The 25,128-nt window shown below is 61.0% G+C and carries 21 protein-coding genes; all 21 read right to left on the bottom strand.

Annotated elements, in window-relative coordinates; translation table 11 throughout:
* Positions 1-15 precede the first annotated feature (15 nt).
* Complete coding sequence (locus B2S33_RS04785) at positions 16-1,296, bottom strand: hypothetical protein (protein WP_286885846.1); 1,281 nt, start codon at positions 1,294-1,296, stop codon at positions 16-18.
* Positions 1,293-2,291: a hypothetical protein gene (locus tag B2S33_RS04790; RefSeq protein WP_280076769.1), complete on the bottom strand. Its 999-nt coding sequence runs from the start codon at positions 2,289-2,291 to the stop codon at positions 1,293-1,295. Before B2S33_RS04790 ends, B2S33_RS04785 begins: the two co-directional genes overlap by 4 nt.
* The gene (locus B2S33_RS04795) at positions 2,291-3,349 is read right to left on the bottom strand and encodes an FkbM family methyltransferase (RefSeq protein ID WP_288649975.1); all 1,059 of its coding nucleotides are present in this window, start codon (positions 3,347-3,349) and stop codon (positions 2,291-2,293) included. Before B2S33_RS04795 ends, B2S33_RS04790 begins: the two co-directional genes overlap by 1 nt.
* Complete coding sequence (locus B2S33_RS04800; RefSeq protein WP_280076767.1) at positions 3,339-4,094, bottom strand: TylF/MycF/NovP-related O-methyltransferase; 756 nt, start codon at positions 4,092-4,094, stop codon at positions 3,339-3,341. The genes B2S33_RS04795 and B2S33_RS04800 overlap by 11 nt, the downstream gene beginning before the upstream one ends.
* Complete coding sequence (locus B2S33_RS04805) at positions 4,091-5,896, bottom strand: thiamine pyrophosphate-binding protein (RefSeq protein ID WP_288649977.1); 1,806 nt, start codon at positions 5,894-5,896, stop codon at positions 4,091-4,093. The genes B2S33_RS04800 and B2S33_RS04805 overlap by 4 nt, the downstream gene beginning before the upstream one ends.
* Positions 5,897-5,920: 24 nt before the next feature.
* Positions 5,921-7,819 (bottom strand): N-acetylneuraminate synthase family protein, encoded by a 1,899-nt coding sequence (locus B2S33_RS04810; RefSeq protein ID WP_288649979.1) that lies wholly within the window; start codon positions 7,817-7,819, stop codon positions 5,921-5,923.
* A complete protein-coding gene (locus tag B2S33_RS04815) occupies positions 7,816-9,180 on the bottom strand; it encodes a CBS domain-containing protein (RefSeq protein ID WP_028688004.1) in 1,365 nt (454 codons plus the stop codon). The genes B2S33_RS04810 and B2S33_RS04815 overlap by 4 nt, the downstream gene beginning before the upstream one ends.
* Positions 9,177-9,869, bottom strand: a complete 693-nt coding sequence (locus B2S33_RS04820; RefSeq protein WP_028688005.1) for a sugar phosphate nucleotidyltransferase — start codon at positions 9,867-9,869, stop codon at positions 9,177-9,179. The genes B2S33_RS04815 and B2S33_RS04820 overlap by 4 nt, the downstream gene beginning before the upstream one ends.
* Positions 9,869-11,191: a lipopolysaccharide biosynthesis protein RfbH gene (gene rfbH / locus B2S33_RS04825; protein ID WP_028688006.1), complete on the bottom strand. Its 1,323-nt coding sequence runs from the start codon at positions 11,189-11,191 to the stop codon at positions 9,869-9,871. Before rfbH ends, B2S33_RS04820 begins: the two co-directional genes overlap by 1 nt.
* Complete coding sequence (gene rfbG / locus B2S33_RS04830) at positions 11,184-12,251, bottom strand: CDP-glucose 4,6-dehydratase (RefSeq protein ID WP_254286486.1); 1,068 nt, start codon at positions 12,249-12,251, stop codon at positions 11,184-11,186. Before rfbG ends, rfbH begins: the two co-directional genes overlap by 8 nt.
* Positions 12,242-13,012: a glucose-1-phosphate cytidylyltransferase gene (gene rfbF / locus B2S33_RS04835; RefSeq protein WP_028688008.1), complete on the bottom strand. Its 771-nt coding sequence runs from the start codon at positions 13,010-13,012 to the stop codon at positions 12,242-12,244. The genes rfbG and rfbF overlap by 10 nt, the downstream gene beginning before the upstream one ends.
* Positions 13,013-13,349: 337 nt before the next feature.
* Positions 13,350-14,825, bottom strand: a complete 1,476-nt coding sequence (gene fleQ, locus B2S33_RS04840) for a transcriptional regulator FleQ (RefSeq protein ID WP_028688009.1) — start codon at positions 14,823-14,825, stop codon at positions 13,350-13,352.
* A gap of 165 nt (positions 14,826-14,990) precedes the next feature.
* Entirely contained in the window at positions 14,991-15,284 is a 294-nt protein-coding gene (locus tag B2S33_RS04845; protein WP_033737224.1) for a hypothetical protein, read from the bottom strand.
* 16 nt (positions 15,285-15,300) lie between these two features.
* Positions 15,301-15,702, bottom strand: a complete 402-nt coding sequence (gene fliS, locus B2S33_RS04850; protein WP_028688011.1) for a flagellar export chaperone FliS — start codon at positions 15,700-15,702, stop codon at positions 15,301-15,303.
* Between the two features lie 127 nt (positions 15,703-15,829).
* Positions 15,830-17,212: a flagellar filament capping protein FliD gene (fliD, locus tag B2S33_RS04855; RefSeq protein ID WP_280076763.1), complete on the bottom strand. Its 1,383-nt coding sequence runs from the start codon at positions 17,210-17,212 to the stop codon at positions 15,830-15,832.
* 83 nt (positions 17,213-17,295) lie between these two features.
* Positions 17,296-17,646, bottom strand: coding sequence for a flagellar protein FlaG (locus tag B2S33_RS04860; protein WP_028688013.1), 351 nt, complete (start codon positions 17,644-17,646; stop codon positions 17,296-17,298).
* Between the two features lie 76 nt (positions 17,647-17,722).
* The gene (locus tag B2S33_RS04865; RefSeq protein WP_028688014.1) at positions 17,723-19,162 is read right to left on the bottom strand and encodes a flagellin; all 1,440 of its coding nucleotides are present in this window, start codon (positions 19,160-19,162) and stop codon (positions 17,723-17,725) included.
* A 408-nt stretch (positions 19,163-19,570) separates the two neighbouring features.
* Positions 19,571-20,500: a ketoacyl-ACP synthase III gene (locus B2S33_RS04870; RefSeq protein ID WP_023533948.1), complete on the bottom strand. Its 930-nt coding sequence runs from the start codon at positions 20,498-20,500 to the stop codon at positions 19,571-19,573.
* A gap of 367 nt (positions 20,501-20,867) precedes the next feature.
* Complete coding sequence (locus B2S33_RS04875; protein WP_288649985.1) at positions 20,868-22,430, bottom strand: flagellar hook-associated protein 3; 1,563 nt, start codon at positions 22,428-22,430, stop codon at positions 20,868-20,870.
* A 12-nt stretch (positions 22,431-22,442) separates the two neighbouring features.
* On the bottom strand, positions 22,443-24,485 hold the full coding sequence (gene flgK, locus B2S33_RS04880; RefSeq protein ID WP_049695618.1) for a flagellar hook-associated protein FlgK: 2,043 nt from the start codon (positions 24,483-24,485) through the stop codon (positions 22,443-22,445).
* A gap of 12 nt (positions 24,486-24,497) precedes the next feature.
* Positions 24,498-25,128: flagellar assembly peptidoglycan hydrolase FlgJ (gene flgJ / locus B2S33_RS04885; protein ID WP_288649986.1), on the bottom strand; the 631-nt coding region annotated here is incomplete at its 5' end.

A 25,128-nucleotide genomic window follows, 5' to 3' on the forward strand; every position in this document is an offset into this window, starting at 1 on the left:
ATACCTTTGCACGCATTATTCAGCCACCCATTCATCAAGTACGTAATCGCAAGGCTCAACCCCGGCGTGCGTTTTGGCGAAGCGTTCGCTCACGCGGTACAACGCTCTGACTCGATGATCGAACTCACTCGCCTGATACGCGTAGCTGATCGAGCACCCCAGCAGCGCCAAGGTTTGCGCCAGGGGTTCATGGGATGCACGGTTCACGCGCAGTCGTACACCGTTGAGGTTCACTTTGCCAGAGGCGCGGAAACGGTGAAGGACCAAGGTGCGGCTCACCCTGAGCAATGCCTCCCAGCAAGCACTTTCCGCGCGATAAGGTGCTCTGAGGAAGTACGGGTGATGGACCGGATACGGCAGCTCGGCGGCCTGCTCGTGCTCCAAGCACTCGACCACTCGCTGCAAGGCAGGCTGGTTGAGATAACGCTCGTAGTCGGTGATCGACAGCCGCAGTGGCACGAGCGAGCGCTTGCGGTGGATCAGGAAAGCCGCGCGATGCTTGCCGCTGTCCATGTTGAAGTGCCCTTGGTGCTCGTTCCAGTCGGCGCTGACCGCATGGTTGACGAAAAACAGCGGGTCGATGGATTCGGTCTGCCGCATACGCTCATACACCTGCCTGCGGCTGCGAAGCACATTGCCAACCCATGCATCGGTTTGCGCGATGCCGAACTGATCAGCCGCCGGACGACAATACAGGTCGATATAGTGATGGGGAGCCGCGTCTGTCTCGCCATCGAACCACCTGAACAGCTCCAGGTAAGGAAAAAGCGTGAAGACCGGGCTGTCTTTGAACAGCCCATTGCCATCGCGGCGTGCGCACACCAGGGCGGCAGGAATCCACGCCAACACCTGATCGCCTTCGGTGCTGATCAGTGCGTCGTCCTTGAACACCGGCTGCAGAAGCCCCTTCACGGCAGGGACCTCAACGGGCAGGCTCAGCTGCTCGTCCAGTACCGCATTGAAGACCTTGGCCATGAGCTCCCTGTCGGCCGCGCAGCGCCACGCCATGTTGGAGCCGTTGACGGGGCAGAACACCACCCGCTCGAACCCCTCGGCTGCCAAGTGCTGCGCGATGCTCTCGTGCTCGAAGATATTGTTCACACACACGATTACCCACGCGGCTTTGTCTGCCTTGTCGACCGATGTAACAGGCAAGCCTTCGTGATGGACAATTTCGTCAGCGCGCTTGTCGATGAAGCCCGTTACGTTGCAGCGTCCCCTGAGGTAACGCAGGATCATGGTGCCGCGGTGTGCTGCACCATAAAGAATGACAGGCGTTTGGGCAGTCCACATCATGATGGGCGTACGCTCCTGAGCAAGCCTGAGAACGCAGCTGTTGGCGCCTGTTCTCGGACCGGGAATGACATGAAGGCTGGGTGCTTGACCACTGTTGGGAGCGACGCAAGGCCACGGCAGTGGTCCATCAGCGCCTGTGCTTCAGGTTCCTTGAAATAGGCCTCCCATTCCGACCGCTTCATCTTGAGCGGGATACCGTCGAACCCCTGGCGCTCCAGGTAGAACGCCCGGTGCGAACCGTCCAGGATATTGAACCTGTGCAGGTGAGGGTCGAACAGTGCAACCGATGCGGCCTCGCGGTAGTAATCGCCCAGGTCGAAGAAGGTTTTCGCATGATAAAAGTCCAGCTGCTCCTGGGTGAACACCTGCTCGCAGGGCAACATCGCCTTCACCGCAGGATCGCCTATCGGTACATTGGTCGCCTTGTCGATCACATCGGCGCCCTGATCCTGCCACTTGAAGTAGTCGGCGTAATCATGGTCCAGCCCAGGGTATGACCGCTTGACGGTGAAGACGTCGTCTTTGTGTACGACGGCGGTGATGTAGCCCGACGACTCGCTCAACACGAAATCCTGGGCGCGTAAGCTGTTCAGGTCGTCATAACCGACGAATGTGACCGAGGTGTCGCCCGAGTAATACGCGTTCCAGGCTCGCGTCATGGCGGCTGCCCGCTGGCCGCGAAGAAATACAGGTAAATGCAGGATGTTCGTATAACCCACGCGGCACAGGTCACGCGCGATGGCCGGATGCGCCAGGCCGTTGCCTATCGCCACGAACACGCCCGTGTTTCCATGGGCCTGGAAGCACGCCTGTGCATTCATCACCGGCACAGGGGCATTGGCGACACCTTCGGGCGTGCGGTCGATGATGGCGCAGACCTGCACGCCACTTCGCATCAAGCGCCGACACAGGCCAACGCCAATCTGCCCGCCGCCGTAGATGACGATTCGCGCGGCGGGCACAGCCGGGCGCTGTGCATTTGCAACGCCAGACATCATGATTCACCCGGTAGCGCGTATAGCACTGTGTCGAACGTGCTGGGGGAGTGGCAGCGCAGGTAGTAGCGGTAACCTAAACCATAGGCTTGCAACTGCTCGGCTATCTCCCATAGATGCTCGGCACGGTGATAGACGCTGATTGCCAGACGGGGCCGGTGCCTGCTCAGCAAACCGATCGCCCCGCGCAGTGCTGCAGGTTCTTCGCCTTCGATATCCATCTTGATGAAATTGGGCTCAAAGCCGGGCAATGCATCATCCAGGCGAACGCAACACACAGGATCTCCACCAACGTCCACCAAGTGCCCCCCCGCCCCCAGGCTGGGGTCGTAACCACTCAGTCGGTTGCTGTCCGATACGCCGCAGGGAATGTGCACGGCTCCCGCGATGTGGCCCAGCTGCGCCGTCAAGCGGCAGTAGTTGCTCAAATCAGGCTCGAAGGTGGCCAGGCCGGCAAACGTCAATCCCGCCTCCTCGAACGCCTGGACCGTATCGCCCACATAGGCACCACAATCGATGAATCGCAGCGGCTGGGGCGGTGCCGGCAGGTCGGCCGGAAAATACTGTTGTCCCGTCGCAGGCGGCAGGCAACGAGGATCACCGCAGGTTCGGTAGTTCACGATCGCATCCAGCAACTGCTTGCTCGTGTCATCAGCCAGTACAGACCGCAGTGCAGCAATGCGTGGTGCATGCTGTTCGTAGAACGCCGGATCTACCAGCCAGTATCGCGAAGGCTGCCCGTGCGGGTACAGGCGCACGAATTCGACCAGGCTGAGGATCCGGCCAAAGCCGAGCGCCTCAAGCCCGTCGAAAATGTCGCACATGTCCACGTAGGGGTTGAACACCGCGACGATCACGCAAGCATCGGCCGGATCATGATGCGTGGCCCAGCGTGCTGCTGTGAGCACCGGCACGCCATCGACCTTATCGAACCGTTCATCGCGATCAAGGAAAGCCTCGACGGGCTGCTCGCGAGCCGCCAGGTAGTCCTTGACGCGCCGCCCTGCCAGGCCAGCACCGTAAATGATCAGGCGGCTGGAGCCGAACTCATTCGCCATGGTCCGCCACCTTGATCAGAACAGCGTGGCCATTGAGGTTGTGGATGAACCGGTAGCCGCCTGTGTCAGCCATGAACTCATTGACCAGGCGCGTCACGCCCTCACAGCCATGAAAGCCATAATCGTCGAACACCACCACGCCGCCACGTACAAGCCTGGGCGCGGCCCAGTGCAATACATCGCGCGCCGACGCGTAAACATCCACGTCGATGTGCAACATCGCCAAACGGTTACCTATGTGCTCGGCATTGACCTCCGGGAACATGCCGACCAATACACGCACGTTATCCGTTTGGCACTGCCTGGCCAGGACGCGCACACGCTGCTCATCGGTGTCCGCATGCTCACCGCCAACGTAGCGCGTGTCGTGTACCCCTGCCTTGACCACGCCATTGAAGGTGTCGGCCAGGAACACACGACGCTCGGCGCGCTGGCTGGCCATCGCCAACAGGCAACCCGAGCCGCCGCGCCATACCCCAACCTCCAGGAAGTCTCCTTCCAGGTCATCGAGCTGGCGGGCCAGCGTCCACAGCTCGTACAGGCGCATGATGTCGATCAGGGTATGCTCGCGCACAGCCCGATACGCGTCGAGAAACGCAGTGTCGTTGACCCAGGGCGCATGGCTGGCCATTGGCAGCACCCGTGCATGGCGAATGTGCGGCGCCTTTTCATGCGCCCAGTCGCGCTGATTGCGCAGGTAGCCGTAGCAAAGGCCCGTCAAGCGGCGCTTGAGCCATGCCTTCATGCCTGAGAACCCTGTGAAACTGCCATCTGCTGCGTCAGTTCTTCGCGACTGAGAAACGGATACAAATCCTCCAGAGCACCCGTCACAGGCTTGCCGTTTTCATCCATGCGTGTCATGACACGCGGGATCCGGGGCTCCTCTACCTGAACCATCACTTCGCAAATGACCGGCCCGTCGCGATCGAGTACGGCCTGCAGGTTGGCTTGCAGGTCGGCATGCGACTCGATGCGTGCGTAGCCAACACCATAAGCACTGGCCAACGGCTCCAGGTCCGGCAATCGCAGGCCGCTGCTGGCATCGGCACCGACCAGCAACTTGAAGTGCGCGCTCTGGGATGTGCGAATCGAGGCATAACCCTGGTTGTTGATGACGAAGCATTTGATCGGCAAGTTCTGCGCTGCCAGCGTGGCAAGCTCCTGAATGTTCAGTTGCAGCCCCCCATCACCTTCGACACAGACAGTAGGCTTGCGACCAGACGCCAGGCATGCACCGATGGCCGACGGGATACCGAAGCCCATGGAGCCGGTTCCGCGGTTATGGAAGCATCGCTGGCCCTTCTTCAGGCGAAGATTGAGCAGGAACAATTCGGAGGCGAAACCGGAGCTGCCTGGGGCGATCACATCCCCTTCGCCGAGCAGCGAGGACAGCTGGTCGGTGAAGTAATACATGCTTACACCCTGACTGTCGTCGGCGTGCTCGCTTTGCAGCAACGGGTACTGTTGCCGCCACCGGGCAATGCGCGTCAGCCAGTCGTCATAGGAGGGCAGTCGATCCTGACAGACCCGGGCAGCCAGCGCCTCGATGAAGGGTCTGACATCGCAGACGACGGGCACTTCCACAGGCATCTGCAGCTTTGCGATTTCGGCCGGATCGATATCCACGACCACCTTGCGGGCATAAGGCGCGAAATGGCCGTGATCATAGGCCGTCAGCGCCATGTCCAGGCGAGAGCCGAGGACGATGAGCACATCGCAATTCTGCAACGCGAAGTTGGCCCAACGCGGTGCGATGGAGCCTGGGCGGCCCGCATACAACGGGTGCTCGTCTTCGATGATGTCCATGGCCAGCCAGGTCGGCATCACCGGCACCTGTGCTGCCTGGAGCAGCGCGTTGAAGGCCTCGACCGCCCCGGCCATGCGGATGCCACTGCCGGCGATGATACCGGGACGTTTGGCCTGACGAAGCAGGTCCAAGGTTTGTTCGACCACTGCGCTGAGGTCATTGGGCTCTGCCTCGGCGTGCACTGGTGCCCGGCGCAAGGTTGTCGGGTCGATGCGCGCGGCCTGTATGTCCAGGGGCACATCCAACCAGACCGGGCCACGGCGACCACTCAAGGCAGCTTGTTCGAGACGGTCGAATACCTCCCCGACCGCCTCCGGGTCGGTCAAGGTGACGGCTGCCTTGGTGATTGGCGCGACGATCGAAACGATGTCGGCTTCCTGCACACCCAGCATACGCAGTCCGGTTCCGGCCTTGAGGTCGGCGCTCTTGACCTGACCCGACACGAAGAACACAGGTGTCGAATCCAGCCAGGCACCCAGCACGGCAGTCACCGTGTTGGTGGCGCCGGGGCCACAGGTCGTCATGCAGGCGGCCGGGCCACCTGTGAGCTTACCGGCAGCCTCGGCGGCAATGGCAGCCGCCTGCTCGTGCAGGCACAGCACTGGCTCCAGTTCAGGATGACGGCCCAAGGCATCATTGAGGTGCATGGCACCGCCGCCAGGCAGAAAATAGACCTGCCCCACGCCCAGCTTGGCCAGGCGCTCCATGATGTAATCCGCAACCCGGATGGTCTGTGTCACCTTCAATCCTCTCAAAACCGGCACTTATGCAAGCCGCGTCAAAAATTGCAGCGCCGACCAAAAGCCGGCCCCATGATCCTTGTGACCCTGCCAGACTTCAGGGATGAAGCTGACGTCGGGGTAATTGCGAATCTGCGCCCAGGTGGCCGGCCAGTCGATATCGCCGGTGCCCATCAGTACTCCCTCGCCGTTGGTGCCTTTGGCGTCGGCCACATGCAGGTGCGCCGTATGCGGCAGCAACAGCGCCAGCGCTGCCTGGAAATCCAGGCCGAAGTGGAAACAGGTCATCTGCAGGTGCGACAGGTCCAGGCACAGGCGCAGCCCGTGATCTTGGGCCTGGGCGGCCAACTCCTCGGGCATCATGAAGATGTTCTGATGACGCTGGCCGCCGAAGTGCCATGGAAACGGGGCCATGTTCTGCACCGTCAACTCGGTGCCGGCGAAATCGATCTGGCGGCAAGCATCGTGGAACCGTTCGTAGAGCACCGGGCGCATGGCCAACGGGCGCGGCGCATCGGCGGAAAACCCGCCGATGTTTGCCACGATCAGGCGGGCATCGGCAGCGGGGAAGAATTCACCAATCTCAAGGGTGGCATCCACGACGCGCTGGAGGTTGTCGATCGAGCGCTGGCGATAGGCGGGGTCGTCCGAAACCAGGTCCAGCAATTCGCTGTTCTCGAACAGCTCCGGTGCATGCACGACCAGCCGCGAACACGCGACCTCGGCCAGGTACGCCTGGGGTTTCAGGCCAAGATCGCGATAGGACAGGTGGAACTCGAAAAGGTCCGGCTCGATACGGCGGCGATAGTCGCCGAAATCGTGATAGCGCACAGGTACCCCCCAACGAACAGGCATGTCGAACACCAGCTTGTGCTCGACCTGTTGGCGCTGGAGGTCGCTGTCGAACAGGAAGTCACCCTGTGCGATGTCACGCTGGGCCGGCTTGCCCAGCAGCTCCGGTAACCGGTAGGGCGGCAGGCCCTGCCCTGGGCTGGCGATGCGCAACATATTCTGCTCGACCACGGTACCCCGGGGTATGTCACAGGCAGCGGTCACGCTCTTGCCAAGGTTTTCGCGGTTCAGCAACTCTCCCTGACTGGCGTGGCGGCCGGGCCCTTGCCAGGGCAGCGCCTGCTCCAGCTGCCGAATTCCGTCCACCAGTTGGCGAAATTCGGCAGGTTCGAGGCTAGCCAGATGATCCGGACCTTCCAGGGTGCGGTCGAGGGTAATGTGACGCTCGATCACTCGGGCGCCAAGGGCAACGGCACCGAGGGTGATCGCAATGCCGCGTTCATGCCCGGAATACCCTACCAAGTCGTGCAACTGACGCAGGCGACCGAGATAGCCCAGCTGGATATCCGTCTCAGGCGCCGGATAGGCGCTATTGCAATGCAGCAGTGCGAACGGCGTACCCAAAGCATTGAGCTGTTCGATGGCCCGGATGATCTCGTCTTCGAAGGACATGCCGGTAGATAGAATCAACGGCTTGCCCAGGCTTGCAGCCTTCGCAATCAAGTAGGGGTTGCACAGGTCGGCGGAGGCGATCTTGAGCGCAGCCACGTCGAACGAAGCCAGGGCATCGACACTGGGTTCGTCCCAGGGTGTGCACAGGTAGGTGATGCCCTGTCGTGCACAGTAGGCGCGGATCTGGCGATGCTCATCCAGGCCAAGCTCGACTTTGTCCAGCAGGTCCTGAATGTACTCAACCCCCAGGTCCTCGGCACGTGAGCCATCGGCTTTGCGTCGGTACAGGGCCTTGCGATCACGCAATTGAAACTTGACGCAATCGGCACCGGCAGCAATCGCGGCATCTACCAATTGCTTGGCCACCTCAAGGGAGCCGTTATGGTTGTTGCCGGCTTCGGCGATGACGTACACGCGCTCGCCACCGAGGGCAATGCCGTCGAGCATGATAGAAGTCATTGGATTTTGGTCCGCCAGGAAGTGACACCGCAGGACTCAAAGCGAAAGCCTTGGGCCTGACAGCCAAGTGCGCGCACTGCACTCACCACCTTGTGGCGATGCTGGGGCTGCACGTAGAACAGGAAGAAACCACCGCCACCTGCACCCAGCAGCTTGCCGCCGAGCGCGCCGGCAGCCATTGCGGCGGCATAGATATCGTCGAGACGGCCATGGCTGATGGCCGAGGAAAACCGTTTCTTGAGGTGCCAGGCTTCGTCCAGGCACAGCCCGAAATCGCGCAACTCACCGCGAATCAGGTAGCGATGCATGCGCCGGCACAGCGCCACGCTGGCATGCAGCAGGTCGGTCTGCGATGACTCGGCCTGGATCTGTTCGCGCTGCAATTGATGCAAGTGTCCCGAATCGTGGGCCATGCCGGTGTCGCACAGCACCAGGCACGATTCCAGCTCGTTACGGATCGACGCTTCCAACCGGATCGGGTGCACCAGGTTGCGTTGGTTCTCGAACTCGATCAAGTTGAAGCCGCCGAAGGCTGAGGCGTACTGGTCTTGCCAGCCGCCTGCGATGCCAAAGCACAAGCGCTCGGCCTGGAACGCCAGCTCCGCGATTTCATACGTGCTCCAACGATCCTGGCGCAGTTCGTTGAACACTGCGATGGTGGCCGTCGTGGCCGCAGAGGAGCCACCCAGGCCAGAACCGACCGGAAAATCCGATCGCAGGTACAGGTCGAAGCCGTAATGCGGTTTGATCACCGACACGATGGTGGCCAGAAGACTTTTCTGGCCGTCAGTCATCAACTGGGCCAGGGACTCATAGCTTTCTTCACGCCCCAGGTCCTCGGAAAAAATTCGAATACCGCAGTCGTTGCGCGGCACCAGCGTGGCGTGGGCATAGAGCCCAACGGTGCAACTGAGCACGGCGGCCGGGTGATCGATGAAGAAATACGTCAGGTCCGCACCGCCACCGCAGAAGCTCATGCGTACCGGCGCCCGGGCTCTTGCCAGTACTGGCACTTCCGGGCTGGCTGCCATGAGGCGGGTATAGACTTCGACCAGCCGACCTTGCTCGTCAACCGCAGGAATGGCATTGAAACCAAGGTCGAACGCCTTGAGCAACTCCTCCCGCGACGCGCCCGCCCGCACAGCCCTGAACTGGCTGTTCATGCAGGTGACGACAGGCAGGTCCGTCTGCCCACCCTGGAGCAAATGCCGGCGCACGTCGCCATTGGTCACCACACCCAGCAGGCGTTGGTCGTCAGCAACCACGAAAGCGATCTGCAATGCGCCAGCTTCGATGCACTTGACGGCATCGAGAATGCTCTGGCGCTCGCCGATGCTAAGGTTCTGCACCAGCAGGCTCATAAGGGCGTGTCCGCGGCATAGTCACGGGTATAGCGCGCGAGTGAATCAGGCGTGCCTATGTCGATGAAGCGTCCACTGTAGGCGAGCGCCTGCATCGTTTCACGGTGGAGCAGCGCCGGCAGCAGATCATGCTCCATGGAACACGCACGCACTGGGCTATCCGAAAACGTAGACGCCTCAAAGGCATAGACGCCCCCATTGATCAAGCCCGCGCCTTGCAGCCCTTTTTCCTTCAGCGCAGTCAACTGCCCGGCATCATTGAGTTCGAGGCTGCCGTAGCGGGCGCGGTCGTCGACCTGTACGGCCAGCAGCGCATTGCCTTGGGCCAGTACCATTTGCCGGTAACCCTGGACATCCACGAATGTATCGGCGTTGAGCACCAGGTAGCGTGCCTGCGCCGGATGAGCGTGCAGTGCGTTGAGGAGCGCGCCGCCGGTCCCCATCGGGCTCGCTTCCACTACCAGCGATAGCGCCAGCCCTGCCTTGGCCGAGAGTTCGGGCAGTTGGTCGGCCACCTGTTCGGCGCGGTAATGGGCGCACAGGACGGCCTCGTCAATGCCGGCACGTGCCAACTGGCGCAAGACGTGCAGCATGAATGGCTCGCCCCTTACAGGTACCAATGCCTTCTGCGAGTCGGTAACAGCACGCAGGCGCGTGCCAAAGCCGCCGCAGAGCACATAGGCGCGCATCAGCGATGCCCCTGCAGGAAGGTTTCCAGAGACCGGGCCGCATGCTCAAGATGCGCATCGGTCAAACCTGGCCAGAGGCCAATCCAGACCGTATCGTTCATGACCTTGTCGGTAACCGACAACTCGCCCACAACCCGGTACTGCCTGCCCTGCATATAGGGCTGGCGCGTCAGGTTGCCTGCGAATAGCTGGCGCGTGCCGACGCCTTGCTCGTCCAGATACCGCACCAGATCGACCCTACGGCCCGTGCCGTCCTCGCGCAAGGTGATGGGGTAGCCGAACCAGGATGGATCGCTGCCCGGGGTAGCCTGCGGCAGGATCAGTTGGTCCGTACACCCGGCCAGGCGTTCGCTCAGCCAGGCGAAGTTGCGCTTGCGCGCGGCGATGAAGGCATCGACCCGGTCCATCTGCGCCAACGCACAGGCGGCCTGCATATCGGTGATCTTCAGGTTGTAGCCAAGGTGCGAGTAGGTGTACTTGTGGTCATATCCCTGCGGCAGATCCCCCGCCTGCCAGCAGAAGCGCTTGCCGCAGGTGTTGTCCTCGCCCGGCGCGCAGTAGCAGTCACGGCCCCAGTCACGGAACGATTCCATGATGCGCTTGAGCAAGGGTGATTGGGTGAACACTGCCCCACCCTCGCCCATCGTGATGTGGTGCGCAGGGTAGAAGCTCAAGGTACCGATGTCACCGAAGGTGCCGACCATGCGCCCTTGGTACGTAGAGCCCAGGGCGTCGCAGCAATCTTCGATCAGCCATAGGCCGTATTTGTCACACAGACTGCGTACAACCCCCAGGTCGAAGGGGTTGCCCAAAGTGTGAGCCAGCATGATGGCCTTGGTCTTGGGACCAATGGCCGCCTCGATCAGCGCGGGGTCGATATTGTAGGTGCCCATCTGCACATCCACGAACACCGGGACAGCGCCGCATTGCAGGATCGGGTTGACCGTGGTCGGGAAGCCAGCGGCTACGCCGATCACCTCGTCACCGGGTTTGATCGCCCGATCCCCCAGCCGAGGCGAAGTCAGGGCGGAAAACGCCAGCAGGTTGGCCGACGATCCTGAGTTGGTGGTGAGTACGCAGCGACGACCCAGGTACTCGGCCAGACGCTTTTCGAAGGCCTGGTTGAAGCGGCCTGTGGTGAGCCAGCCGTCCAACACCGCTTCGGTCATGGCCTGCAACTCGCCGGCTCCGATCACTTTGCCCGAGGGCGGTACGCTGCTCTGCCCGGCGACGAAAGGTTTGGGCGCCATCTGCAGATCGGCATAACGGCCGACCAGCTCGGCAATCTGTTGGCGCAGCTGTTGCGCCGTGCTGTCACTCATGGGGTTCGCCTTGGTGAGCCGCGATCTGCTCGCGGGTAACGGTATTCATGTCTTGCCCTGTACGCCAGGCGAGGTGCCAGTCCAGGGTGTGTTTCAAGGTGTCGTCCAGCGACCAGCGCGGCGACCAGCCCAGCGCTTGGCGCGCCTTGCTCGAATCCAGGGCCAGCAGGCCGGCCTCGTGGGGCTGGGCATCGGCGCACACCGACCAGCGGGCCTGACCGGGCCAGCGCTCGGCCAGGCGCCGAACGATTGACTCAACGCTCGCCAGCCCTGCGCTGTCCGGGCCAAAATTCCAGGCCGACGCATAGCGTTCCCCCTCACAGAGCAGGGCTTGGCCAAGTTGCAGGTAGCCCATCAACGGATCCAGGACGTGTTGCCACGGGCGGGTTGCAGCGGGATAGCGCAGCACCACTTCCTCGCCGTGCTGCCAGGCGCGCAAAATGTCCGGCAGCAGACGTTCGGCCGACCAGTCACCCCCTCCGAGCACGTTGCCCGCACGGGCAGTGGCCAGCGCCACGCCCGAAGTGCGCAGGAACGAGTCGCGGTAGCTCGCGCACAGCAACTCCACACACGCCTTGCTGCTGCTGTAAGGGTCGAAACCACCCAACGCGTCCTGTTCCCGGTAGGGCCAAGGCCATTCGCGGTTGTCGTAGCACTTGTCGGTTGTCACTACCAGCACCGCGCGCACCGAAGGCGTGGCTCGCACTGCCTCAAGCAGGTTGAGTGTGCCCATGACGTTGGTTGCGTAAGTATCGGCAGGGGCACGGTAAGCCTCGCGCACCAACGGTTGCGCTGCCAGGTGCAGCACCAGTTCGGGCTTGAACGTCTGCACCGTGCCGGTCAGGGCCGAAGCGTCGCGGATGTCAGCGAAATCACCGGGCACATGGTTATCCAATTGGGCCACCTGCCACATCGACGGAGTGGTCGCAGCGGGCAAGGCGAAGCCCCGCAGGTCAGCGCCCAACTGGCGCAGCCATACAGCCAACCAGCTGCCCTTGAAACCGGTATGTCCGGTAAGCAGTACCCGGCGGCCCGCCCAGAATGCCGGGTTCAACGCCATAACTGCCACGCTGCCTCGCCGCTTTTCCAGTGCGCTTCGAGCAAGGTACGGTCACGCAGGGTATCCATCGGTTGCCAGAAGCCTCGGTGCAAATGGCTCATCAACTCGCCATTCTCGGCCAGTTGACGCATGGGCTGATCTTCCCAGGTGGTGGCATCGCCCTCGATGTAGTCCAGCACCGAAGGCTCGAGCACGAAGAAGCCACCGTTGATCCAGCCACCATCGCCAGCAGGCTTTTCCTGGAAACCACGCACTTGCTGACCTTCCACATCGAGAGCGCCATAACGCCCGGGCGGCTGCACCGCGGTGACGGTGGCCAATTTGCCGTGCTGGTGGTGGAATTCGATCAGACGCGGGATATCCACATCGGCTACGCCGTCACCGTATGTCAGGCAAAACGTTTGCTCGCCCAGGTAATCGCGCACCCGCTTCAAGCGGCCACCGGTGGCCGTATAGTCTCCGGTATCCACCAATGTCACCCGCCAGGGTTCGGCGTGACGGTTATGAATATCCATACGGTTTTCCGCCATGTCGAATGTCACGTCCGACATGTGCAAAAAGTAGTTGGCGAAATACTCCTTGATCACGTAGCCCTTGTAACCGAGGCAGATGATGAAGTCGTTGATGCCATAGTGAGAGTAGATTTTCATGATGTGCCAAATGATCGGCTTGCCGCCTATTTCGATCATCGGCTTGGGTCGCAGGTGGGATTCTTCGCTGATGCGTGTGCCCAGCCCACCGGCCAGAATGACTGCTTTCATTATGCTTTTCGTCCGCAATGGTCGGAGGGGTGACAAAAAACCGACCCCAGGCACTCGATGCTAGGCAATAGCAAAAGACATGCCGGTTTCGCCACGGTGCGCGTCCACGCTGACAGCGAAAAACACCTGACCGCTCCCAAGGCGATGCTCATGGGCGGCCGGTTAAGTGAGTCGGAGAAAAGTCTGCTTTGGCGGCCGCGAGCCTGGCACCCACAGGGCCTTCAACCGGTCCGAGGGTACAAATGCAGCTCTGCTTCAGTGGACAGAATTTGAAAAGCGCGGGACAAGGGGCGCCTCACTGGGTCCTGAGGCTGGATTGAGGAGGATGCAGGATGCATCACTCCTCGACCTGATCCTCGCCACCTTGACGGCTCATGCCGTACTTGCGCATTTTCTCGACCAACGTGGTGCGCCGGATACGCAGACGTTCGGCGGCACGGGCGACGATACCATTGGCATCGTCCAAAGCCTGCTGGATCAAGCCTTGCTCAAGACTGCCAAGGTAGTCCTTCAGGTCCAGCCCCTCGGGAGGCAGCATGGCAGGGTTGCTGAAGTTCGGCGTATGACCGTTGATTGCCACGCGCTCCTCAAGGTCGCTGCGCAAGCTGTCGACCATTTGCTCGTCTTCGTCATCGATGTAGCGGAATTTTTTCGGAAGCTCCGATACACCGATTACGCCGTAGGGGTGCATGATCGCCATGCGCTCGACCAGGTTGGCAAGCTCGCGGACGTTGCCGGGCCAGCCATGCCGACACAACGACATGATCGAGGCGGAATTGAATCGGATGGAGCCGCGCTTTTCATGCTCCATCCGCGAGATCAGCTCATTCATCAGCAGCGGTATGTCTTCGACGCGTTCGCGCAGCGGCGCCATTTCGATCGGGAAGACATTGAGACGGTAATAGAGGTCTTCACGGAACGTGCCCACCTCGATCATGTGCTCGAGGTTTTTGTGGGTGGCCGCGATGATGCGCACGTCGATGCTCTGGGTCTTGTTGCTACCGACCCGTTCGAACGTCCGTTCCTGCAGTACGCGCAACAGCTTGACCTGCATGGGCAACGGCATGTCGCCGATTTCATCGAGGAACAGGGTGCCGCCGTTGGCCAGCTCGAAGCGGCCGGCGCGGCTGGTGATGGCCCCGGTGAACGCCCCCTTCTCATGCCCGAACAGCTCACTTTCCAGCAACTCGGCCGGTATCGCTCCGCAGTTCACAGGTACGAAGGGCGCTTCGCGGCGCTTGGAGTGGTAATGAAGGTTGCGCGCCACCACCTCTTTGCCGGTACCGGATTCGCCCAGGATCAACACGCTGGCATCGGTGTCGGCCACTTGCTGCATCATCTGGCGCACGTGCTGGATGGCACGGCTGGTACCGACCAAACTGCGGAACAGGTTCGGCTCACGCTGGCGACCGCGCTCACGGGCTTGGTCGTACATTTCGCGATATACCTGCGCACGGTGCAGGGAATCGAGCAGTTGGCTGTAGCTCGGCGGCATTTCCAGGTTCGACAGCACGCGACGGCGCAGGTCCTCAGGCAGCTCGCCCGAAGAAATATCACCTAAAAACAAGATTGGAAGGAACTCATCCCATGAAAGCACTGTCTTAAGCAACCCAAGCAGCGTGCCGGGCGTGCTAACGGCGCCGATGAGCACGCAAAGCACTTCGCGACTCGAAGACAGGGGCTCGACCGCTTGCTGCCAGTCATGGCTGGCGCAGGACAGGTTTTCTTCGCCCAGGAAGTTGAGCACCACCGCCAGATCGCGGCGGCGGGTGCTGTCGTCATCGATCAGGAGAATCTTGGTTTCACGCCACATGCAATAGCAACTTCCCTAGTCATATCGGCGCCCGAAGGCGTGCTCGACATCATTCCGACTGAATGGTCAGTGTTCGGACGTCTGGAATACGAGAACAGGCACTAGTTAAGTCAAAAAGGGTCGCACAGTCAAATTTATGGCGCCTTTTGTTCAGTTACAGGCATCTTAACTGAACAAATGATAAACCTTTGAAGCATTCTTCGCTTGGTTGATCTGCATCATCTCATCGGCAATCGCCTGGCGTTCGCCGGTTGTCACTTCGATGAGGCTACGGTAGACATCCATGACGCCCTCGAGCTTAACCCGCAGTAGCCCTTCGTCGTAGGCGTGCGCTTCAAGCACCTCGTCTATACACGTGCGACACGCCACGTCCAGCTTGGCGATGGTATCCCAATCTCGTTCGCCCAGAGCGCCAAGCAGCGCATCGCAGGTGTCGTCGAGCCGTTGCAGTGCAGTCATGGTTAACTCCTTGCCGTCAATCGGCCGGCTGGATATCGGCAATGCCATCCCAACCGCTCTTCACGGTGATCATCAGCTGGGCGACTTCATCAATGATGCGAGCGTCGTTTTCAACGTTGGCCTGCATCAGGCGGTTGGTCATGTACACGTAGAGTGCGTCGAGGTTTTCGACGTACTCAGGGTTCTCGCTTTTTTCCGGCACCAGCCCATCGCGCAGGCCGATGATGATGTCGATTGCCTTGCCCAGCATGAGGCCTTTCTCGGCAATGTCCCCACGCGCCATCGCGCCCTTGGCCTGGGCCATGCGATCGAGCGCCCCTTCCATCAGCATCTGCACCAGACGGTGTGGCGTGGCTTCGGAAATCTGGGCATGGGAATTGACCTTCTGGTACTGACGAAGGGCTCTCATGGGATTCATCTTGCGACCTCATTACGGGGATGCGTTGGAAGGTGGATACTTACTGTATCGGGCAGAACCCGCAGAACTTTACAAGGCTTTGCAGGAAACCTGGCCAGGCGCCAGGCTTCAGGCGTGGCGCATGGCGTTAATCATCACTCTTCTTGTTCAGCGCATTGAGCGTGCTGAGCACCGAGCTTTGCTGCTGACGCAACTGGGTCACCAGCGTGTCCATGTTGTTGTACTTGTCCTGCAGGCTCTTTTTCAGGGCTTCCATGCGAACATCCAGCGAATCCTGCTCAGCCTTGAGCTTGGTCAGGCTTTCGCTCAAGGTCTTGGACCGTTCGGCCAAGGTGCCGGTGGAGGCCTTGGCAAAAGGTTCAGTGACCTTCTGCAGGCGTGCCAGCATCCCGTCCTTGCCATTGAAGAGGCTGGTCAGGTCCGCTGCGTTCGTGCTGGCAATCTTGTCCCACTTCTTGTCATCCAGGCTCAGCGCACCGCCATCCTGGGCCGAGGTGACGCCAAAGGCTGCCAGGGCCTTGAAGGTGCCGCTGCCTGAGGCCGCGTTGAGTTCTTCACGGATCGACGTCATCAGTGCACGCATGGAGGCATCCCCCGTCAGCGCAGCAGCCGTCATGGTACCGTCGGCGTTCTTGGTCACCTTGGTCTCGGCATTGACGACCTTGAGCAACGCGTTGTATGTATCGATGAAGCCCTTGAGCCCTGACTTCAGGGCACTGCTGCTGGTCGATAGCGACAAGATGGTGGCCGGCGTTTCCCCTGACGCGTTTTTTACCGACGGCCCTATCAGCTTGATGTTCAGACCACTCACCGCATCGGTGATGTCATTGGTCTTGGACTTCATGGCAATGCCGTCCAGGGTATATTCGGCATCGGTCGGCTTATCGACCACCGTGTAACCATCCTCGATACCTGAGTTGCCAGACAGGGTGATATCAGACCCTTCGCCCATCTTGGTCGAGGTGATGATCAGTCGCGAGCCGGTGGCATCGGTCAGCACGTTGGCACTCAGGCCTGCAGGGCCGAATTGGCTGTTGATGCTGTCACGCACTTGCTGCAGCGTGGCGCCGGCCGGAATGCTCAGGTCGTGCGCCTTGCCATTCTGGGTCATGGTAAGCGTGGTTGCGCCCGGCCCACGGTTGATGACCGAGCCCGCCCCGTCTGCGTAAGTCTTGCTCGATACCTTGGAAGCGGTCGCCAGCTTGTCGACGATGAGCTTGAACGTGCCATTGGCGGCCCCTGCCCCCATCGTCACGGTGGCCACCTTTTCATCCGAAGACTTGAGGCTCAGCCCGCCGAAACTGTTGGTATCGGTCATGTTGGTCAGCGCGCCCCGGAAAGCATCCAGCGCAGCCTGAATCTTGCCGATCGAGGACAACGTGGTGGTTGCCTTCAGCGTCTGGGTGTTGATCTGCGACTGCTTGGGCGCTTTTTGCGCGGCAACCAGCGAATCCACGATCGCCTGGGTGTCGATGCCCGAGCCAATCCCACTGACTGTTGTACCTGCCATCATTGCTCTCCTTGAACGGTAGCTGCCGGATCCTTGGCGAATAAATCCTTGAAAGACCCACCAACAACAAAAAACATGCCAGCCTAAGCGCGGCCTTCGAACAACAGGCTGCCAGCTTCGCTGAGGCTTTGCGCCAACTTGAGCGCCGTCTCGGAAGGCAACTGGCGGATGACTTCGCCTGAGTCGGTGGCGATGACCTTGACCACCACCTGCCCGGTCGAATCATCGATGGAAAAATCCAGCTGACGTTGGCTGGACTGTACGAATTCGCGAATATCACCGACAGCCTTTTCCAGGTCTTCGCGCGTGTGCGGCTGACCGTCAGGCGCGGCGGCTTCCTGCACTTTGGCAGGGGTCTTGGCCTCCTTGTCCACGACAGGCGACGCAGGCACGACCGAAGGATACACCTGGTTCAGCTTGACACTGATGTCCATGCTCCGAACTCCTCATGTATAAAACGGCAAAAGGGCACGTAAACGCGCCCTTTCACCTTTTACTCAGGCGCCTGAATTACTGGAGCAGTTTCAGGACCGAGGAAGGCAGCTGGTTGGCCTGGGACAGGATCGCGGTGGAAGCCTGTTGCAGGGTCTGCTGCTTGGTCAGCTCGGCAGTTTCCGAAGCGAAGTCCACGTCCTGCACGGTCGAACGGGCAGCGGTGGAGTTCTTCTGGATGTTCTGCAGGTTGTCAACGGTGGTTTGCAGACGGTTCTGGGTAGCACCCAGGCCCGAACGCACGCTGTCGATCGAACCGATGGCCTTGTCGATCACCGCCAGAGCGTTCTGGGCGTTGACGGCTGCGGTTACGTCGGTGTCGGCGATGGTGGTTTTGGTCGAGGAGACCGAAGTCGCACCGAACAACTGGCTCGCACCGGTTGTACCACCCGCGTCAGCAACGGAGTAGCCTTTGGCCGAGTCCAAGGAGATCTGACCCGTCACTACAGCCTTGTCGTTAGCAGTTGCCGACAGCGCGGTCAATGCAGCGTAATCACCCTTACCGTTCTTGGCACCCACAGAGATCGCATCCGCGCCCGCCTTGGACGTGAAGCTGAGGTTCTCACCGGTATCGGACTTGACTTCGAGGCTCTTGGTCGACTCGTCATAGTTGACGCTGATGCCCAACTTGGCAGCGTTAGATTTGAGCTGGTCGGCCAGGCTGGCAGTGTCAGTAACGCCGATGAAGCTGACGGTGCTGCTGCCAACTTTCAGATCGAAGTTGGCCGGAGTTGCAGCTGCGCCGCTTGCGACGGTCAGTTTTACTTCAGTGCTGGCGCTGGCGGTCAGGCCACCGATCGAACCGTTGAGCTTGGCAGCGATGTCCTTGGCCGAAGAGCCCGCATCGTAGCTGATGTCTTTGGTCTGGCCATTACCAGTTACGGTCAGCTGACCTGCAGCCACGCCGCTTGCGGACGGGGTGATGGAGCTCGACTTGACCTGCTGCGAACCAATGCTCTTGGCCGAGACGTTGTCCAGGGCCACGTTGATGGTTTCGTTGGCATTGGCGCCGACCTGAATGGCCTTGGTGCCATACGAGCCGTCCAGCAGCTTCTGGCCACCGAAGGTGGTGGTGTCGGAAATACGGTTCAGCTCAGCGGTCAGAGCCTGGTATTCGTCGTTGTTCGACTTACGGTCGTCAGCGCTCAGCGAGCCAGTGGCCGAAGACAGTGCCAGGGTACGCATCTTTTGCAGGATGTCGGTCGAAGCCTGCATGGCGCCTTCAGCGGTCTGCGCGATGGAGATACCGTCGTTGGCGTTCTTCACAGCCTGGCCCAGGCCGTTGATCTGGCTGGTCAGACGGTTGGCGATCTGCAGGCCGGCAGCGTCGTCTTTTGCGCTGTTGATACGCAGACCCGAGGACAGACGCTGCATGGAAGTAGTCTGAGCGGTGCTAGCCTTGTTCAGGTTTACTTGGGTAGTAACCGAAGCAATGTTGGTGTTTACAGTTAAAGCCATGACGAAATCCTCGTTGTATGGGTGCTGCGGCTTCCGGCCTTGGCAACCGCCGGATTGGCCTAGAGAACCTTCGTAATGGTTATCGTCGGATAGCCCGGTTGCTTGAGGGGTTTTTGCAAAAAAAAATGCTGGCATGCGGCCAGCCCTGGAAAATCAAGGGGTTAAGCGCGGAATTTTGGCGTCAAAAAGCGGGTTGGGGAGGTATGAGGAGATAGTGGCGTCTGGAGCGAGTCGAGGGATGACTTGGCGAACTGGAGGCTGAAGATGAGATGGCGAGGGTTTAAAGTATGCAGCTTCGCGCCAGGAAATATCGGGGCCGCTTTGCGGCCCTCAAATTTGGACCCAACCCATAAAGCACAGGGGTCAGTCCGAACAATGGCGGAATACCCCTACCCCACCGCGCGCGCATCAATCGCGATAAAGAATCGCCGAAGCCCAGGACAACCCTACCCCGAACCCACTCACCGCCACTCGCTTCCAGCTACCGTCGAGCATGTGCTTCTGCAGCAGCAATGGCACGCTGGACGACACGGTATTGCCCGTCTCCAGCATGTCTTTCACGAATTTCTCCGGGTGATGCTCCTCGAACCGGCGAGCTACCGCATCGACAATCGCCGCACTGCCCTGGTGGATGCAGAACGCATCAATGTCCGACGACTGCAACCCACTGGCATCGAGCAGCTCGTGCAAGTGAGCCGGTACCTTGACCAAGGCGAAGTTGAAGACCTGCCGGCCATTCATGAAGAACGTGCCATCGGACACCTTCAGGTGCTCGGCGCCCGAACCATCGGTGCCAAATCGCGCCTCGCCCAGCTTCCAGATGGCGCCATCGGCCATCCAGGTAGCCGTGGCCGCATCGCCGAACAGCATGGTGGTATTGCGATCTTCCGGGTCGACGATCTTCGAGTACGGGTCGGCGGTGATCAGCAGCCCGTTCTTCAGGCCCGCCGCCTCCATGAAGCCCTTGATCGCGTACAGCCCATACACATACCCCGAGCAGCCCAAGGAGATATCGAACGCTGCCACGCGGGTAGACAACCCGAGCTTGCTCTGGACGATAGCGGCCGTGTGCGGCAGGCCCTCTTCATCGCCATTCTGGGTCACCACGATCAACGCGTCGATCGACTGCGGATCGAGGTCGGGGTTGTTGGCGAACAGTGCCCGGGCGGCCTCCACGCACAGGTCGGAGGTTTCCTGCTCCGGGGCCTTGCGTGGTAGGAAGGACGCACCGATCTTGCCGAACATGAACTCTTCGTCCTTGCCGAACTTCGCACCCTGGACGTAGTTGTCCAGGCCAGCGGTGGGCACGTAACTCGCGATACTCTTGATGCCAATCATTCTGGCTTCCCAATGAAAACAGCCAAAGACCACCACTCGATCAATTGAGGGCGCCAAAAACCGGAGCGTCACCGCCTGGGGAGGGGATAAAGCAGCGCCTGCCTGCGCACCGGTAACAAAATGCTGCAACAGCTGCTGCATAGAATACAGGGAAGATGACCGTTTTGACTCATTGGTCACATTGAAATGCAACGAAAGTCAGGGACAGACGGCCAGAACGCGCCAGATCAGGACGTGGCCGACGGGTCATCTAGGCGGGTACGTCTCACTGGCCGACAACGCTGGGAACGCTCAGCCATAGGCGCTAGGACGCGATCGAAAGCGCCCAGCAGGACCCTCAGGTCCTGCTGGGTACACGCGCTTCAGATCAAAGCTTGTTGAACAGGCTCAACTGCGAGATGCGCGAGAACGCCAGCTGAGAAGCCTCCAGCATGGCCTGTTGCAGGGTCAGGGTAATGGCCGCCTGCGACATGTCCGTGTTGCCGATCGCGTTCTGCGTGGTCTTGTTGGCAACCCCCAGGCTGGTGTTTTCCTGCCGCTGGATTTCCAGCGAGCTGCCACGAGCGCCAATCGAGCCGCGGGTGATGTCGACCTGCTCGCGCGCACTGGCCAGGTTGGCGATAGCCGAGGCCACCGCATCCTTGAGACCATTGGCAACATTGGCGCCGGTAACCGGCGTGTCCAGCGCCGCACGTAGCTGGCTGATGGTCTCCAGCACGTTCTGGTTCTGATGGGTATTGGCAGTCACCGCGAACTGATCACCGGCTTCGGGCGAACCACTGACCTGATAGGTAACCCCTGCCACCGTCAGGTCAGGCGCAGTGAACGTCCCCGTGCCAACCGGCTTGCTGTCCGCGGTCAACGGCTGGGCGTAGAACTCGTAACTGCCGGGGCCGGTGAATTTGATCACCGCTCCGCCATTGGGGAACGTGCTGCGGTACGCAGCCGGATCGGTCACGGTGCTGCCCGTAATCTGGGCGGTCGAGGGGTTGCCGGCGCCGCGGGTGGTCGTGAACGAATCGGCACGGGTGGTCAGGGAAAACTCGCGACCACCCACCGCCGCATCGGCATCGGCGCCCTCCTCCAAGGTCACGGTGACCTCGAACTCCACACCGCGCAGGGCAATGCGGTTGGCCCCTTCGGTCTTGCTGTCGAAGTGGCCATTGGTCGGGGTTTCAGACGTGATGTCGTTACCGTTGACATCGGTGATCATGTATTGATTGGCGCTGGTGAACGTGAGCTTGTAGGGCTGGCCCGCCGCGAAGCTTTCGTTGTAGGTATTGCTGGATTTCAGCAACCCAGGCGATACACCGACCACGCCATCATCGACGGCAGGCACCAGCAGGCTCGACTCGGTGCGGCTCTTGTTCTTGGCCGAATCGAAAATACTGAAACCGGTGTCGTTGGTCGCCAGGTTCAACGTGTCCGACACCTGCAGGCTCAACTGGGTCTGGTCGCCATGGTAGCTGTAGGTCCCGTCGGAATTACGCACGTAAGGCGGCGTGGTGCTCTTGGAGCCGCCGAACATGTAGTCGCCATTGGCATCGCGGGAATTGAGCAAACCGAAGATGTTGGCCTCGATCTCCTTGAGCTCGGTGCTGATCGATACCCGGTCAGCATCGGTCACGCCCGCACCACCGGCGCGGATCGCCAGTTCGCTGGCGCGCTGCATCGCATCGTTGATGGTGGAGAGCACGCTCTCCTCCTGCAGCAAGGCGTTGCTGACGGTGTTGATGTTGCCGCTGTACTGGTCCAGCAGCGATTGCTGCTGTTGCAGCAGCAGCAGGCGCGCCGCGCCGACAGGGTCGTCGGCAGCGGTCTGGATACGCACGCCGGAGGTGACTTGATCGTTGGTCTTGTTCATGGCGGAGAAGTTCTTCGAGTAGCTGTTGGCGCTGGATTCGTAGAACTGGGCAGTGGAAATACGCACGGTCGCTTCTCCTTACAAGGCGTTGATCAAGGTGCTGAAGGTTTCTTGCGCCGCCTTGATGATCTGCGACGACGCCGTGTAATAGTGTTGGAACTTGACCAGGTTGGCCGCCTCGTCATCCAGGTTGACACCGGACACGGCGCTGCGGCTTTCACTGGCCGACTTGAGCACGGCCTGGGTTGCCGTGGTATCGATGCTGGCCTGGCTGGCTTTGGCGCCCACCCGCTCGACCAGGGAGGCATAGGCGGAGGTAAAGCTGGTGCCGCCGCCGGAGCCAGTGTTCACCGTGGACTTGGTCTGCAGGCCCAGCAGCGCGGTGGCATTGCGGTTATCGGCCTTGCCATCGACATTGAACGACAAGGTAAAGCTGTCGTTGGTCGCCGGGCTGCCACCCAGGGTGGTCTCCAGCGCAAAGGTGCGCGGATTGCCGCTGGGGTCGAGAATCGGGTTGCCCGATGCATCACGCATCGGTATGGACAGCGAGAGCTTGTTGTCCTGGCCCGGCACCACGGTCCCGGTGCCGATCTGTGCGCCCTTGGCATCGAACAGCTTGTAGCCCTGGGACCCACCGCTGGCTGCGTCGAACACCACGCGCACCGGCATGGCGTCCTTGATCGCCTGCTGCGTCAGGGCTGTGTCGGCACCGCCGTAGATATCCAGCGCTTGCCCAAGGTTGGGTTGGGTGATGGTGCCGGTGCCGCTGTTGCCGCTGCCAACAGCAGCGCTAACAGGGCCGGCGAACGCCAGCTTGTTGGCATCGGTGAGCACCGTGGCAATACCGGTGGCGGCTGAACGGGTAGGAATTACTTTGAAGCTGTCGCCGGCGGCCAGCGCACCGCCCTTGAGGGACAGGCTGAAGCCATCGATGACCGGCGCAGGGTCGGCATTGAGGTCGAACGAGCCCATGTCGGTGCCGTCGGAACGGCGCACGCTGTACTGATTGCCGCTGGTGAACTTCACTTCGTAGTCGTAGGTGCTCAGGGCGCCGCTGTTGGCAATGGTGACATCGAGGTTGCCCGAACCTGCGCTGTTGTTCGACGAGGCCAGGCTGCGCTGGGCGATGGCACTGGCGCTGTTGATGCTGGAGAACAGCGAGCTGCCGAACTGGCCATTGGCGTCCAGGCCCTGGCCCAGCTGGCTGTTGATGCTGTCGGCGACGACCAGCGCCACGCGGCCCAGCTCGTTCATCGACGGCGTCAACACGTCCTGACGGTAGCGCAACAGGCCACCGATGGTGCCGCCGGTGGCCACCGAGGTTACGTCCGAGCTGAACGACTCGTAGTTGATGCGCAAGGTCGCCTGGCTCTTGTCAGCCACCCCCGGCTGAACCGACAGCGGGTTGGCCCTGCTCCCGGTCACCAGCGACTGGCCGCTACCCAGGATCACATCGTAGTTGCCTTCACGCTCCTGAACGGTCACGCCCACCAGTTCGTTCAACTGGCGAACGGCCTCGCTGCGGGCGTCGAGCAGGTTGTTGGGCGTGCTGCCGGTGCCGCTGGCGGCCACGATCTGCTTGTTATATTCGGCGATGCTGGTGGTGAGCTTGTTGACCTGCCCCGCCAATGTATCGAGCTGGGAGTTGATCACATCGTTCTGCTGTGTCAGTTGGGTGCTGACGGCGTTGAAACGGTTGCTCAGGGTCTGCGCCTGGGTCAACAGCAATTGCCGCGAAGCCACATCGCCCGGTTTGGCTGCCGCCGTCTGCAGGGCCGAGAAGAAGGCCGTGAGCACCGAGCTGATGCCGGTGTCCCGGTCAGCCAGCAATTTGTCGATGCCGGTGATCTGGTCCTGGAATGCCGTGGAATCGGCTTGCAGGGAGGTCGCCGTCTGCAACTGATTGTCGAGGTAGGCACTGTAGATACGGCGCACGTCCGCCAGTGTGGTCCCACTGCCCAGAAAACCTGCGCCCATGTACTGCGAAGCGCCGGCCACTTGCATGGCCTGCTGGCGCGAATAGCCGCTGGTGGCCGCATTGGCGATGTTGTTACTGGTGACCGACAGGTGCGCCTGGCTGGCACTCAAGCCACTCAGGCCGATCGAAATCAGGCTCGACATGATGTAGTCCTTTTAAAGGTTCGTGGTGCTGCCAGCCATGGCGTATTGCGGTGTCTTCTGCATTTGCTGGGCGATGCTGATGATTTTCTTCGCATAGCCCGGGTCGGTCGCGTAACCGGCCTTTTGCAACTCGCGTGCAAACTGCTCAGGGTTATCGGCCGACTTGACCGCTTCTTGATAGCGCGAATTGTTCTGCAACAGGCTCACCAGGTCGTGGAAGCTGTCCTGGTAGGAGTCGTAGCTGCGGAACTGGGCGGTTTCCTTGACGAACTGGCCGTCGCGGAATTCGCTGGTGATGGCCCTGGCCTGTTCGCCCTGCCAGTTGCCGGTGGCCTTGATGCCGAACAGGTTGTGGCTGCTGCTGCCGTCGCTGTTGCGCATGACCGACTTGCCCCAACCGGTTTCCAGCGCAGCCTGGGCGACCAGGTAGCGCGGGTCGATGCCGATGCGCTTGGCAGCCTGTTCGGCCATCGGCAGCATGGTGGCGATGAACGAATCGCTATCGGTGAACGCCTTTTTCGGCGCCAGCGGCGGCTGGGCGATGGCGCGGCCGGTGATGCGCAGCCCGTTCTCGGGCACGGCAAAAACCTTGGCCGGCTGCTGGCCGTCGCGCACGGGGGCAGCGGGGGCCACGCCGACAGGC

Source organism: Pseudomonas sp. UBA5568 (assembly GCF_002425525.1).
GTDB lineage: Bacteria > Pseudomonadota > Gammaproteobacteria > Pseudomonadales > Pseudomonadaceae > Aquipseudomonas > Aquipseudomonas fulva.